This window comes from Bradyrhizobium sp., from assembly GCF_049581145.1.
GTDB lineage: Bacteria > Pseudomonadota > Alphaproteobacteria > Rhizobiales > Xanthobacteraceae > Bradyrhizobium.
In genome coordinates this window covers 1-14,142 of the sequence record NZ_JBAURI010001282.1, presented here as the reverse complement: position 1 = coordinate 14,142, position 14,142 = coordinate 1, and the positions used below count along the sequence as shown (strand labels likewise).

Genomic DNA, 14,142 nt, shown 5'->3' with positions numbered 1-14,142 from the left:
GTCATAGGCCTCAAAGACATCCAGGCCCATATAGAGGCCGGCGATGCAGGACGCGACATGATCCGGCGCACGCCCCATGAAGCCGGCATGCAGGCCGCCCCAGGCCTCCAGCGCGCGCCTGCGCTGGACCAGATCGCCATAGCTCAGCGGCAGCTCCCAGATCCGATTGGCTTGCGCGCCATCGGGTGCGGTATAAGTCATCAGCGATTGGTTTTCGGGCGCTGCCGCGAAATCGTACAACCGTCCCATCGATGCGATGGATCGCGCAAAGGCATGGTGCCGGGTCACGTCATCGACGCGCTCGCCGCCGATGAAGATCGTCCGCCCATCCCGCAGCCCCGAGATATGCTGTTCGCCAGTTTTCATCATGCCGTCCGCCTTTCTGCAAACCACCGTCTTCGGCGAATTATACTGCACGAATTACCTTTGCAATAAAGCTATTAATGCGGTCAAGTCCAAAGACGCGCCGAGGTGTGCGCGGGACCTGACGGCTGCAGGCCCGGCTCCGGCCGCCTACTTGAGCAGTCCGAGATAGGCTTCCTGGATCTTCGGATTGCTGCGCAGAGCATCCGCCGTGCCCTCGATCGTGATCCGGCCGTTCTCCATCACATAGCCGTAGCTGGCGACCTCCAGCGCGATCTCGGCGTTCTGCTCGACCACGAGCACCGACACGCCGAGCCGGTTGATCTTGCGGATCTGGTCGAAGATCTCGACAACGACCAGCGGTGCGATGCCGAGCGAAGGCTCGTCGAGCAGCAACAAGACGGGCTTCGCCATCAAGCCGCGCCCGATCGCGAGCATCTGCTGTTCGCCGCCGGACAGCGTGCGTACCACCTGCGCCTTCCGCTCAGCCAGACGTGGAAAAACGTCGAACACGAGTTCGAGGCTGTTCCGGATCTCGTTGCGGTCGCGGCGCGTGTAGGCGCCCAGCATCAGATTCTCCAGGATCGTCATGTTGAGGAACAGGTCGCGCCGTTCAGAAACCAGCGACAGCCCCAGCCGCACGATCCGGTGCGCCGGCAGCGCCTCGCATTTGCGGCCGAGGAAGCTCACGCATCCCGACCATGGCCGCCTCAGTCCCGCAATCGTATTGAGCGCTGTGGTCTTGCCGGCGCCGTTCGCGCCCAGCAGGGTCACGATCGCCCCTTTCGGCACCGAAAGCGTGACGTCGTCGAGGACCCGCACCAGACCGTGACCGGCATCGAGATGCGCGACCTCCAGCATCGCTAGTGCCCCAGATAGGCGGCGATCACAGCCGGATTCGACCGCACCTGCTTCGGCGTACCTTCCGCGATCTTCTGGCCGAAATTGACGACCGTGATCAGGTCGGAAACGCCCATCACCACCGGCATCACATGATCGACCAGCAGGATCGCGATTCCGAGCTTGTTGCGCAGCATCAGCAGCGTCGCGTTCATTTCCTCGATCTCGGATGCGCGAAGCCCTGCCGCGGGCTCGTCGAGCAACAACATCCTGGGGTTGGCGGCGAGCGCGCGGGCAAGTTCCAGCCTGCGCATCTTGGCAAGCGGGAGCGCGCACGCTTGCGTCCCGCGCTGATCCGCCAGATTCACGAGCGCCAGGAGTTCGGTGACCCTTTCGCTCATCCTTGCCTCAGTGGCCCGGCAACACCGCGACCTCAGGATCGCCGACAGGAGTCCATACTCGGCCGTGCTGTGCATCCCGACCCGGATGTTGTCGGCGACGGTCATGTCTGCGAACAGCTCGGTATTCTGGAAGGTCCGGGTCAAGCCGCGCCGGCAGATCTGGTCAGGCGTGACGCCTGCCAAGGGACGACCGTCGAACCCGATCGCCCCTTGCGAAGGCGCGTAGACGCCGGTCACCGTGTTGATGATCGTGGTCTTTCCCGCACCGTTCGGCCCAATCAGGCTGTGAATCATGCCCGCGTGAACCTCGATGCTGACATTGTTCACGGCAACCAGGCCGCCGAAGCGGACCGTGACGTCGCACAGCGACAACAATCCGCTCACGCGATGGTCTCCGGTGGCTTGAACCGGCCACGGCGCGAAACGAGTTCCGCAAGACCCGACGGCCCCACCATGATGATGGCGAGCAGCAGCACGGCAAAGATCAGCCCCATATAGGTTTTGAAGGCGCCGAGCAGATCGGGCATCAACACGAAGATGACGGCGCCGATCACCGCGCCGGACAATCGGCCAAGTCCCCCAATCACCATGACCGAGAGATAGGACACCCCGGTCAGGATCGTGAATTGGACCGGATCGAGATAGGTGGTCTGCAGCGATTGCAGCGCGCCGCCGAGCGCCGCCAGCCCCGCGCTCAGCCCGAAAGCGACGGCCTTGGCACGGCGAACGTCGACACCGAGACTCAGCGCCGCAACCTCGCTTTGGCGAAGCGCGTTGAAGGCGCGGCCCCAGCGCGACCGGATCAGGTTGAAGACACCCCACAACACGATCAGCGCCGAAATGACCGATAGATAATAGAGTGCCGTTGCCGACGTCAGCGCGTATCCGAACACCGCGAGGGGCTCGACGGCGTGCCCCACCGCGCCGCCGGTCAAATCGGCAAGGTTCAGAATGGCGAGGTTGACGATCCCCGCAAACGCCAGCGTCACCAGGGCGAGATAGTGCCCTTCCACGCGCAGCGACATCACACCCAGGCCATAGCCGACGAAAGCGGTCATGACGGTTGCGACCGGTATTGTCAGCCACATTGGCAGACCCGCATGCGACGACAGCAACGAAGCACCATAGGCCCCGAAGGCGCAGAAGGCCGCCTGAGCCAGCGTGATCTGGCCGGCAAGACCGGTCACGATGCTCAGGCCTGACGTGATGATGGACGTGGTCGCGATCAGCGTCAGCAGAACAATGGCATGGGTCGAGAGAAACACCGGGCCGACAGCCAGCCCGGCGACAGCGGCGATCAGCAAGTCAAGCCTCACGGCTTTGTCCATCGTCACACCTTCTTCAATCGGCGTTTTCCGAGCAGTCCCTGCGGCATGAACATCACCATCGCGATCAGCGCCCCATACGCCACCATGTCCTTCGTTGCCGTCGAGATGTAGTAGCCCGCCGCGGTCTCGATCAGCCCGAGCAACACGCCGCCGACGATCGCGCCGGGAAGGCTCGCGAAGCCGCCGAGAATGGCCGCGCAAAATCCCTTGATCGCCATCAATCCCATGTCCGGCGACAGCGTCAGCACCGGCGCCATCAACAATGCCGCGACTGCGGCCAGAACCGACGCCAGCACCCAGATCGCCGCCGACACCTGTGTCACGGAGATTCCGACGATCGAGGCCCCACGCGGGCTCTCGCACGCCGCAAGAATGGCGTGGCCATAGCGCGAAAAACGAAAGAACAGGAACAAAAGCGCCGCAATCACGATGGAGACTGTCACGACAACGATGTTCGCGGTCGTGATGAAGACGCCGTGCAGCTCATAGACCTGATTGGCGACGAGCGCCGGAAATGGCCACGGATCCGAGCCCATGAACGCGCGCAACCCTTCGCGGATGCCCAGACCGATCGCCAGCGTCGCGATCACCTGCACGATCAGCGGGGTTCGGCGCAGCGGACCGAGAATGCCCAGATAGATCGCCAGTCCGAACAGGGCCGACAATCCGAGCGAGATCAGGCAGGCCAGCCAGAACGGGACGTGGAAAATGACCTGCGATATGACCACGATATAGGCCGACAGCGTGATCTGCTCACCATAGCCGAAATGCACGACATTGGTGCCGTTGTGAATCAGGACGATGCCGAGCGCGACCAGCCCGTACATCATGCCGGCCGGCACTCCGTTCGCCACGATCTGGAGCATGTCCATCAGGCGGCCCGCGTCAGGCAGCTGGACTGCGGCGGCCTCCAGGGAATGCCGCCAGGCATTCCCTGTCGGACATGCTATTTGGCATCGAACGAACCCGGCAGGATCTCGCGCGTCAGCTCGGGGGTGATGATCGCAATTCGCATCAGCGAATTGCCTTCGTGATTGGTCGATGACAGATAGGTCGGCAAGGTCACGCCGGAATCGAAACCGTCGAACGTTTCCAGCGCGGCCATGAAGTTCTCGCGCGTGAGATCCTTGCCGGCGCGCCGCAGCGCTTCGATTACATTCTTCGCGGCCCCGTAGCCGAGCACGTCGCTGGTTGCCGGACGGCCCTGCCGCGTCAGGTCCGGATAGCGCTTCTGAAACGCCGCTCGAAAGTCGGCCATCGGCTTGTCGTCGGATTCCGGAAGCGAATTTCCTGCCACCACGAATTTCGCGCCGATGCCGACCTTTCCGACCATCTCGGGATAGTTCTGGTTCGACGTGGCGGAGGAGCCGAGAATTTGCGCCTTGATGCCGAGCTCCCGGATCTGCCTGGTCGCAATCGCGCTCGCGGCCGGATAGCCGTAGACCACGATCGCCTGCGGGTCCGCGCTGCGTAGATGCAGGACCTGCGAGGTCACATCGGTGTCGGACGCGTTGAAGGTTTCGACCGCGACCGGCGCCTTGCCCAGTTCCTTCAACCTCGCGGTAATGGCGGCCGTTCCCGTCGCGCCGTATTGGTCCGACTGCCGCATGATCGCCACGCGATCGAACTTCAGGACCCCAACCAGATAGTTCACCATCGCCCGACCCTGCATGCGGTCGTTCAGCGTACCGGTCCGGAACACGTTCCTGATGACGGGCTCGGTCATGTCAGGCGAGGAGAAGCTCGGAATGATGACGGGCACGTTGGAACTCGCCAGCACGCTCTTCATGGGAACGCCGACTGCGCTCGCGCTCGGGCCGATCACGGCGAAAACCTGCTCGGTCTGCACCAGCCTGTTGAAGCCGGCGATACCCTTCGGCGCCGACGATTCGTCGTCGATCGACACCCATTCGAACTTGCGTCCATTGACGCCACCGGCCTCGTTCTGCTGCTCGAACGCGAGCGCCGCGCCGGCAAGATTACCCGAGCCCCAGATCGCCGCTGGACCCGTCAGACTTCCGATGAAGCCGATCTTGATCGATGTCGCGGTCACGCCAGTGCTGTCGGCATGGGCCGGCAGCGCGACACAAAGCGCGAGCAGACCGGCCAGGACATGTCCAGGGAATAGCCGGAGATTCATCTCCCAAGTCCTCCCTTCCATTCCAAGTCCTCCTTCCAAGTCCTCGGCAACGCGATGCGGCGGCCGATCCGTGAAACATCACTGTAATTTTAGCCATGCCGACGTTCGCCCTGTCAAGGCGCGCTCACGCCGGCGAATTGTGCTGATACAAGTTTGAGCAGACAGCCCAAAACATCATCCCTGTGGGCCGAAAAGCCGTGTCGGATTCATTTGGTCGCCATGCCTTCCACGCCCACCAGTTTTTCGAGGAACGACCGCTCCACGACCTGCCGGCCGTCAGCAGCGTTGAAGATCATCGCCCCGCGATCGAGCACGATCAGCCGGTTGGTGAACTCCATCGCAAGTTCGACGTGCTGCTCGACCAGCACAATGGCAACCCCGGATTCCCTGCGGATGCGCTTCAAGGCATCCAGGATGGCCTCGACGATGATCGGGGCAAGCCCTTCCATCGGCTCATCCATCAGCAGGAGCCTGGGATTGCCCATCAGGGCGCGTCCAATGCTGAGCATCTGCTGCTCGCCGCCGGACAGCTTGGTGCCGCCGAGGCGGCGGCGCTCCTTGAGGCGCGGAAACAGATCGTAGATCCGCTCCAGGTTCCAACCGCTCTGCCCGGCACTGGCCGGCCGATAGGCAACCGTGAGATTCTCTTCGACCGTTAATGACGGGAAGATCTCCCGCTCCTGCGGCACCAGGCCGATTCCCAGGCCAGCCCGGACGTGAGGCGGCAGCGTTACGATCGACTGGCCGAGGAGCCTGATGGCCCCGCCTCTCACATCGGCCCGGCCGGCGATCGCCGAGATCAGCGTTGTCTTTCCGACGCCGTTGCGGCCAAGGATCGCCAGTGTCCCGCCCGCCGGAAGATCGAAACTGATATTCGAGATGACGTGGGTCGCGCCCCAGCCTGCATTGAGCTTGTCGCAGGACAGCAGGACGATATCGTTTGTCGGATTCTCAGTTGGCATCGACGTGACGGTGCCCCAGATAGATGTCCCTGACCAGGCGGCTGGATGCGATCTCCAGCGGCGTTCCTTCGAGCACGATCTCACCCGCTACGAGAACGCTGATGCGTTCGGCAAATCGCGCGACCAGCTTCATGTCGTGTTCGATGAACAGTACCGACACATTCGACGGCAGCGCTTCGATGAGCTCGAACACCAGGTGCGAATCCGCGGGCGGGACGCCCGCCGCCGGTTCGTCCAGCAACAGCACGGCCGGCTTCAGTGCCAGCGCGATCGCGATCTCGACCAGCCGCTGCCGGCCGTATGACAGCTCGGTGATCGGCAGCATCGCGCTCTGTCCGAGCTTGAGCTGCTCCAGGATATCGTAAGCGGTTTCGGCGGTCCGCCGTTGCGCCTGCCGGGCGCCGAACAGTCTGCCGCCGACGCCGGCTTGCTCGGCAACGGCCAGCTGCACGTGCTCCAGCACGCTCAACTCGCGAAGCAGCGAATTGATCTGGAATGTCCTGGCCAGCCCCCGTTTGACGCGCTGATGCGCCGCGAGCGGGGTCACGTCCTCCTCGTTGACCCAGACGGTGCCGCTGGTCGGCGCAAGGCTGCCGGTCAGGAGATTGATGAAGGTGGTCTTGCCGGCGCCGTTCGGACCGATCAGGGCCTGGCGGGCGCCCACCTCGAGATAGAAATCGACCCCCGAGACCGTCTTCAGGCCGTTGAACGATTTTGTCAGCGCGCTGGTCCGCAACGCGAACGGCAGGCCTCTTACGCGCATGTCACCTCCGCTCGCCCTGCGGCTGCCGCGTGTCGGCGACGCGCCATTTCGACTTCACCAGCAGCGCGATCCTGCTGGCCAGACCCAGCAACCCGCCGGGCGCAAACAACACGACCAGGATCAGAATGATGCCGAGCCAAAACAGCCAGAATACCGGATCATCCTTGGCCAAGGCATCCTGCACGATCATGTAGGCGGGAGCGCCGACGAAGGCGCCATAGAGCCGCCCTCGGCCGCCGATCACGAGGATGATCAGAACGGTGCCGGCCATCTCGAGGCCGAACACATCGAGCGACACGAACTGCGTCGTCTGTGCGAACAATCCGCCGGCCAATCCCGCAAGCCCGGCGCTGATCGTAAAGGCAATCAGCTTCCGCCGCCGGACCGGGACGCCGATCGCCTGCATCCGTGCCGGATTGAGCCGGATGCCGACAAGGGAGCGTCCGAACGGCGCATAGAGCAGCGCGCGAACGGCAGCCCATGCCACAAACAGAACCACGATGCTGTAGATGAAGGTCACATGGCCGAACAGATCGAAATCGAAACGCCCGAAGATCGGCGCCGTCGCGATGCCTTGCAGCCCGTCGTGGCCGCCGGTGATGTTGGCGAACCGATTGGCGAGCTCGCCGAACAGAAGCGTGAGCGCAACACCCAGCATCAGCAACGTCAACCGGCTGGTGCGCAGGATGATGCTGCCGGCCGTGATGCCGACCGCCGCGGCGGCGACGACCGCGATCGCCAACCCCGAGATCGGCTCCTGCCAGCCGGCGACCGTCAGCAAGCCTGCCGCATAGGCCCCCACCCCAAAAAACGCCGTATGTCCGAGAATGACGATGCCGGCGTATCCCACCACGATATCGTAGGAGAGCGTGAACAGGATCATGACGACGATCTGCGTCGCAAATGGCAGATAGGTCGGCAACAGGAACCAGACCGCGGCAGCACAGATCCAGGGCGCAAGCTCAAAGGGCCGCAGCCTGTGAGACGACATCAACTGGGCGACCGCAACATCCTTTGCCGGCACCATCTATTGTACCTGCAGCCGGCCGAACAGACCTTGCGGGCGGACCAGCAGCACCGCAAACACCGCCACGTAGATGAAGAACGCGCCAAATTGCGGCGCCAGGATCTTGCAGGCGCTGTCGCCTATGCCGAGCAGCAGGGCCGCCGCGAACGGCCCGCTGACCGTGCCCAGGCCGCCGACCGAGACGACGATCAGGAAATATGCGAGATGCTCCAACGGATAGCCCGGCGCGACCGAGATCATGTCGGCACCAAGACCGCCGCCGATCGCGGCCAGTCCGCTGCCGAGTGCAAACACGATCGAAAACAGCGCGCCCGTGTTGATCCCGATCGACTCGGCCATCGCCCGGTTGTCGACGGTTGCCCTGATCCGCACGCCGATGCTGGTCCGTTCAATCGCGACCAACAACGCCACGAAGGTCGCTACGCCGACGCCGATCAGGAACAACCGGTACAGCGAGAATGACCGTCCGGCGAGTTCGACACCGCCGCCAAGCGAGGCGGGAACGGTGACGGTCATCGGCATCGGACCATAGATATATTGCGCAGCGGCCGACGCGACGAAGATGATGCCCATGCTCAGCAGGACCTGGTCAAACTCTCCCGCCTTGTAGACATGCACATACAACAGCCGCTCGAGCACGACGCTGACCGCGGCGACAAGCACACCTGTCACGACCAGCGCGACCGCAAACGGCAGCGACAAGTGGCCGAGCAATTCGATCAGCAGATATCCCCCGGCCATCGCGAATGCGCCGTGGGCGAGATTGGCGATGCCGAGCAGACCCATCGTCACGGAGAGGCCGACCGATATGACGTAGAGCACCATCGCATAGGCGGTTCCCGTGAAGAGAATGCTGACCAGAAGCTCGCTCCAGTTCACAACACCATCCTCTCTGCAACCGGGCCTCGACGCGACTTGCGACCTGACCTATGGATTGAACGTCTTCCAGGGATCCTTCAGCGGCGGCAACGATTCCATCGTGACGTTGGTCGGCTTGCCGTCGACGATCTCGACCTTGTTGATCTGGATCGGCAGGACGATATCCCGTGTCGCCGGATCGATCGATACGTCGCCGCGCGGACTGTCGGTTCCCTTCCAGTTCGACAGCGACTTGAGAATGGCCTCTGAATCGGCGCCATCACCCAGTTCCTTGGCGGTGCCGTAAATCGCCGACATCGCATCCCAACCCGATACAGCGGTCACGTTCGGCGTCGAGTCCTCGCCATATTCCGCCTTCCAGGCTTTGACGAACGCCACATTGCCGGGATTCTGGTTGCCGACCGTGTAGCTCGCGGCGGTGATCACGCCGGCGATATCCGGCGGCAGATTTCGTACCTCGTCATCGAGCGCGACGTCGCCGGGCCCGATCAGCCTGGCGCCGGCCGCCTTCAGCCCCGTGTCGATGAACGACTTCGAGACCGACGCCATGCGGCCGCCGTTCACAAAGGTGAAAACAGCATCCGGCTTGTCTGCCTTGATCCGCTCCATGAAGGGCAGGTAGTCCGTCGTTATCATTGGCGCGCGGACGGCATTGACGAGCTTGCCGCCGTTCTCTTCAAACCCCTTCCTGAACGCCGCTTCCGAGTCCACGCCGGCGGCGTAATCGGCGACGAGGCTGTCAGCGGTCTTGATGCCGCTCTTGCCGGCCCAGACGCCGATCGAATAGGCGGTATGCCATTGCGTGTAGGAGAACCGCACGAAGTAGGGCGATGACCTTGTCAGGCTCGACGTCGTCGCGTTCATCAGCACGACCGGGATTTTGGCTTCGGTCGCGAGCTTCGCCAGGGCAAAGCCCTGCGGCGACAGCGCAACACCTGCAATCAGCTTGATATGCTCCCTGACGATCAGCTCCTGGGCAATGCGCCGCGTGTTGTCGGGGCTGCCGGCATCATCCCGCCGGATCACCTCGACCGTAACGCCCGCAGGCAGGTCGTTGGCGTGGATCTTCTCGTAGAGCCGGGCGCCCCGGTCAAAACCTTCGCCCAGTGAGGCGAACGGACCGGAAAAGGCCCCAATCAGGCCCACCTTGAAGGACTCCGCTGCGTGAACGCCTGCCCCAAGAACGAGGTGGCAGAGTACAATCAGCCCGATGCCACCGGCCGTCATTGTCCGCGATCGACTCATACTCACTCAGGCTCCTCCAGGATCAATCAAAGACGCGCGTTCTGTTGCGATCAAACGATCAAATCGTCGGGCGATCACGTCGAAACACCCGCACCAACAGAACTTCGAAAACTCGGCGCTCACAAGCGGCGATGGGAAAATGCTGCTGATTTTGCAGGCCATTGCTGCTCAATTCGACTGCAAGACGCGCGGATCGGCGGCATTTGCTCCAGTCCTTGCCGCCGGCTACACCGGCGGCGATCGGCGCACGATGATGATCGCCTTTCTCGATAGCCATCGCCTGCCTCATGCCGGATCGACGTGCCGCGCGATATTGCTCCGGTAGGACAGGATGTGCTCGCGCATCGCCGCCGCCGCGCGATCCGCATCGCCCGCAACCAAGGCGTCGACGATCGCCTCGTGCTCGCGCTGCACCTTCTTCAGGTGCTCCGCGTCGTTGAGCGAAATGAACCAGACGCGCAGCGATCGCTCGTGCAGCGTCCTGAGCAATTCGGACAGGACCGGGTTCTTGGCCGCCTGGGCCAGCATGCCGTGAAAGTCACGGTCGAGCATCATCAGGGCTTCGATGTCGCGCGTGCTCCTGGCCTCGTCGGCGTTGGCCAGAATGTCACGCATCGCGGCGATATCCGACTTCGTCGCCCGAACAGCCGCCAGCCGCGCGCATTCCATTTCATTGATCATGCGGACTTCCGCCACCTGCATGATCTCCGCGAGATTGACCGGCCGAACGATGATGCCCTTGCGTGGAATGATGTCCACGAGGCCCTGCAGCTTGAGCTGGTCGATCGCCTGGTGCACGGGCGTCCGGCCAAACCGCAACCGCTCGCTCAGCAGGCTTTCATTGATGTACTCGCCGGGCCGCAGCGCACAGGTGATGATATCGTGCTTGATGGCCTCATAGGCCTGATCGCGCAAGGACAGACGCCGCGCGCCATCCGCGACAGCCCTCGCGTTCAGGATATGAGCGGGACCGCTGCGCTGCGGCTTGGCAGCCGCGGGCCTCATCCGCCCGACTGGCTCCTCCCGGCTTTGGCGACGAACCATTTTGACCTCTTTGCTGCGCCAGCCTGCCGGCTCACGCCGGATCGAAATAGTGGATCTCGAGCAGCAGGCACCCCGCCTGGGACTTGAACGGTCCGTGAAACGCGCCAGGCGGCCGGCAGGCGTAGGTGAACGGCGAAAACGCAGTCCCGCCATTGCCCTGCTTGTCGTTACCGACAGTGAGATCGCCCGACACCAGGAAGACCTCTTCCCAGTATTCATGGACGAAGGGATCCACAGTGAACACGCCCGGATCGAACTTCAGGAGCCGCGTGCGGCTGCCCTTCTTGTTCGCCTCATCGAGCGCGCCGGACAGGATCTTCTGCTTGATGCCCGACGGATAGCCCGCGGGAACTTCCCAGCCCGCCGCCATATCCAGTGCATGGAATTCGTCGTGCTTCTTGTTTATCGCCACATCGCTACTCCCTGTTGCACATCACATCAACCAAGCTCGGCCGCCCGCTTCAGGCTGGCCAGCATCGAAATCTTCTGCAGATAGTCCCGCGCCAGTGCGGGCTCGGCGGCGGTCCGCGCCATCCGGACACGAAACTCCTGCTGATCCCTGGCATCGCTTGCCTCGAGATTCCGCTTGTTCTCGATGGTCTGTCTCTGCACGTGCTCCAAGGTGACCAGCCGCCGCTGCAGATCATAGCGATCGAGTTCAGGCTGCGGCGCTTGCTTGTGCCAGACTCGCGCCAGACGGCCGCACAGATTGACGACGTCGTGAATCCCGCCATTCATCCCCATGCCGCCGAGCGGATTATTGATATGCGCGGCATCGCCGGCAAGAAATGCTCGACCCTTGCGGAAGGAGTCGGCAACGCGCTGATGCACCCGATAGAGCGTGACGTGAAGGATGTCGGCGTCCGCCGCCGCGGGGATCAGACCACCGAGCGTTGCAGCCGCGAATTCCGAGCTGGACGCCTGGTCATCGGACACTTCGGGTGCGATCGGAAACATCACGCGCCACATGCCGGGAATCTGCAGCAGAAAATGCCATTGTTTGGGATCGGCGACATAGCTCACCGAGGTGAGATCCGGAAATATCTGCAAAAAGTCGAATGATGTCGAGACGACGAGGAAACGCTCCGGCCAGGTGAAGCCGGAGAACGGAATGTCGAGCGCCTTGCGAACCGCGCTCTTGGCCCCGTCGGCGCCGATCAGCCACAGCCCGCGGCGGCGCTCGAGCGAACCGTCCACTCCGCGAAGATCGACCTCGATGCCCTCGTCGTCCTGAGCAACGCCTTCGAGCTTGCGGCCGAACTCGATGCGAAAATTGTCGTCCGCTCCGAACGCCTCGACAATGATCTTGGTCAGCTTGAACTGCTCGCTTTGCAGCCGGTAGGGATGTCCGGTCAGATCGGCAATGTCGCCGAAATCGAACTGCGCGATCGGACCGTCATCGCGCGACCGATACTGCACCGTTGGGGCGATCAGGCCTTGCGCGATGAGGCCATCGGCCACGCCGATCCCGGCGAGCATGTCGAGGGTGGGCGGATGGAACGTCGACGCGCGCGATTCCCTGCTGAGCTCGGGGGACGCCTCGAACACCGTGACCGGGATGCCTTGCCGAGCGAGACTCGCCGCCGCCACCAGTCCGACCGGACCGGCGCCGGCGATCAGGACGCGTTTCTCGGTCTCCGGCAAGGCCACCCCTCTTCCGATCCAGGCCTGCCGCAGCAGGCAGCTCTACTTGAGCAGTGATATTTTACTATCTTTTCAGTGTCAATGCGGGCCGCCTGGTTTCGCCGGCTCGTCCGGCGCGAAATATCGCCCAAGATTTTATTCAGCTCAGATCCAGCGCACGCAGCGCGGCCGCCTGCCCTGACGCGAAGGTTGCGACTTCGACGTCGGTCTCGGCAAATTCGACGCGGCGAAATCTGGCCTGGTCCTCGAACGGCACGGTGGCGTCGATGCCGAGCTTGGTGCGGATTCCATCCTTGCTGACGCGGACATATTCGTGGCCCCTCGCCCCCAGAATCAGAACGAGATCGGAGGACGCCTCCATTCGGGTTGCGACCGCATATTCGACGTCGATCGGGTCACGGATATCGATGTCATGATCGACCACCGTGATGAGGTCGAGATCCTTGAGCGCACCAAAGGCAGCCAGCATTGCGTTGCGCTGCAAACCGTTGTGCTGGCGGGTCTGCTTCCTGACCTGGATCACGGCATGAAACCGGTGCAGGCCGCCGGAGGTCATCTCGACATCGGTGACGATCGGCACCGCCGACTGCAGAACCTTCAACAGGCTGGCCTCGAGGACATATTTCCGCAGAATGATGGTTTCGCGTCCGAAGCCGTTGATCACATGATAGATCGGACGCCTGCGGTGCGTGACGGCCGAAAATTGCAGCACCGGCGCATCTGCCGCGGGCGCAGCGAAGCCGACGAACTCGCCGAACGGACCTTCCGGCGCAACCTGATCGATCAGGATCTTTCCTTCGAGAACGAATTCGCTCTCGGCCGGCACCAGAAGGTCCTGCGAGACCGCCTTGACGACCGTAAGCGGCTGCCCGGCAAGACCACCCGCGACAGCCAGTTCGTCGGCGTTTTCCGGCATCTGCGATCCCATCGTCGCAGCCGTGAAATGCAGCGCCAGATCGGTGCCGATGCAGACCGCGACAGACAACGCTTCGCCCATCTCCTTCGCGCGCTCGAAGGCGAGCCGCAGATGGCGGCCGAAATCGAGCTTGATGGCGACGCGGTCCGGTCCGAGCAGCTGCAGTCGGTGATACGACGCGTTGTAAATCCCGGTGACGGGATCTTTCACGACGACGATCCCGGCGGTGATATACCGGCCGGCATCTCCCGGCGCATGGAACAATGCCGGCAGGATCCTGCCGATATCGAAGCCCGAATTCAGCACCACCTCGTGAACCGGCGCATCCGTGACGACGACGGGCGGCAGCGGACCGCCGAGGGCACGCTGCACCAGGCCGCGAATGCCGTTGAAATCGAGGCCGAAGGCGGCCTCGCAATTTTCCCGCGAACTGAGCAGATTGCCGATCACGGGTGTTTCATATCCGACCACCGACGGGAACAGCAGCGCCTGACGGCCATCCAGCTTTTTCAGGATCGCCGCGACTTCGAGATGCGGATCGGCCGGCGCGTTGGTCGGGGCCTGCCCCGCAGCGGCCGCCGGCCCATGAT

The 14,142-nt window shown here is 63.1% G+C and carries 16 protein-coding genes; all 16 read right to left on the bottom strand.

The window, feature by feature from the left end; all coding sequences use genetic code 11:
- Positions 1–366 (bottom strand): 4-hydroxyphenylacetate 3-hydroxylase N-terminal domain-containing protein (locus WCB02_RS40695; protein WP_423968341.1); only part of this gene is annotated, 366 nt, incomplete at its 3' end.
- 147 nt (positions 367–513) lie between these two features.
- Positions 514–1,224 (bottom strand): ABC transporter ATP-binding protein, encoded by a 711-nt coding sequence (locus WCB02_RS40690; RefSeq protein WP_423968339.1) that lies wholly within the window; start codon positions 1,222–1,224, stop codon positions 514–516.
- A gap of 2 nt (positions 1,225–1,226) precedes the next feature.
- Complete coding sequence (locus WCB02_RS40685) at positions 1,227–1,988, bottom strand: ABC transporter ATP-binding protein (protein WP_423968337.1); 762 nt, start codon at positions 1,986–1,988, stop codon at positions 1,227–1,229.
- Positions 1,985–2,932, bottom strand: a complete 948-nt coding sequence (locus tag WCB02_RS40680; RefSeq protein ID WP_423968334.1) for a branched-chain amino acid ABC transporter permease — start codon at positions 2,930–2,932, stop codon at positions 1,985–1,987. Before WCB02_RS40680 ends, WCB02_RS40685 begins: the two co-directional genes overlap by 4 nt.
- A 2-nt stretch (positions 2,933–2,934) precedes the next feature.
- Entirely contained in the window at positions 2,935–3,804 is an 870-nt protein-coding gene (locus tag WCB02_RS40675) for a branched-chain amino acid ABC transporter permease (RefSeq protein WP_423968332.1), read from the bottom strand.
- 74 nt (positions 3,805–3,878) lie between these two features.
- A complete protein-coding gene (locus WCB02_RS40670; RefSeq protein WP_423968330.1) occupies positions 3,879–5,093 on the bottom strand; it encodes an ABC transporter substrate-binding protein in 1,215 nt (404 codons plus the stop codon).
- Positions 5,094–5,278: 185 nt separating this feature from the next.
- Entirely contained in the window at positions 5,279–6,034 is a 756-nt protein-coding gene (locus tag WCB02_RS40665; RefSeq protein WP_423968328.1) for an ABC transporter ATP-binding protein, read from the bottom strand.
- Positions 6,024–6,797: an ABC transporter ATP-binding protein gene (locus WCB02_RS40660; RefSeq protein ID WP_423968326.1), complete on the bottom strand. Its 774-nt coding sequence runs from the start codon at positions 6,795–6,797 to the stop codon at positions 6,024–6,026. The genes WCB02_RS40665 and WCB02_RS40660 overlap by 11 nt, the downstream gene beginning before the upstream one ends.
- 1 nt (position 6,798) lies before the next feature.
- Positions 6,799–7,824: a branched-chain amino acid ABC transporter permease gene (locus tag WCB02_RS40655; protein ID WP_423968324.1), complete on the bottom strand. Its 1,026-nt coding sequence runs from the start codon at positions 7,822–7,824 to the stop codon at positions 6,799–6,801.
- Positions 7,825–8,703, bottom strand: coding sequence for a branched-chain amino acid ABC transporter permease (locus WCB02_RS40650; protein WP_423968321.1), 879 nt, complete (start codon positions 8,701–8,703; stop codon positions 7,825–7,827). It lies immediately after the preceding gene.
- A gap of 48 nt (positions 8,704–8,751) precedes the next feature.
- Complete coding sequence (locus WCB02_RS40645) at positions 8,752–9,849, bottom strand: ABC transporter substrate-binding protein (protein ID WP_423968318.1); 1,098 nt, start codon at positions 9,847–9,849, stop codon at positions 8,752–8,754.
- Positions 9,850–10,006: 157 nt separating this feature from the next.
- Positions 10,007–10,225, bottom strand: coding sequence for a hypothetical protein (locus WCB02_RS40640; protein ID WP_423968316.1), 219 nt, complete (start codon positions 10,223–10,225; stop codon positions 10,007–10,009).
- An 8-nt stretch (positions 10,226–10,233) separates the two neighbouring features.
- Positions 10,234–10,953, bottom strand: a complete 720-nt coding sequence (locus WCB02_RS40635; RefSeq protein ID WP_423968314.1) for a GntR family transcriptional regulator — start codon at positions 10,951–10,953, stop codon at positions 10,234–10,236.
- A 70-nt stretch (positions 10,954–11,023) separates the two neighbouring features.
- Positions 11,024–11,404 carry a cupin gene (locus tag WCB02_RS40630; protein ID WP_423968312.1) on the bottom strand — a complete coding sequence of 127 codons (381 nt, stop codon included), beginning with the start codon at positions 11,402–11,404 and terminating at the stop codon, positions 11,024–11,026.
- Between the two features lie 26 nt (positions 11,405–11,430).
- Positions 11,431–12,636, bottom strand: coding sequence for an FAD-dependent oxidoreductase (locus tag WCB02_RS40625; protein WP_423968310.1), 1,206 nt, complete (start codon positions 12,634–12,636; stop codon positions 11,431–11,433).
- Positions 12,637–12,775: 139 nt separating this feature from the next.
- Positions 12,776–14,142, bottom strand: a 1,367-nt coding sequence (locus WCB02_RS40620) for a UbiD family decarboxylase (protein ID WP_423968308.1), incomplete at its 5' end; no start/stop codon positions are given.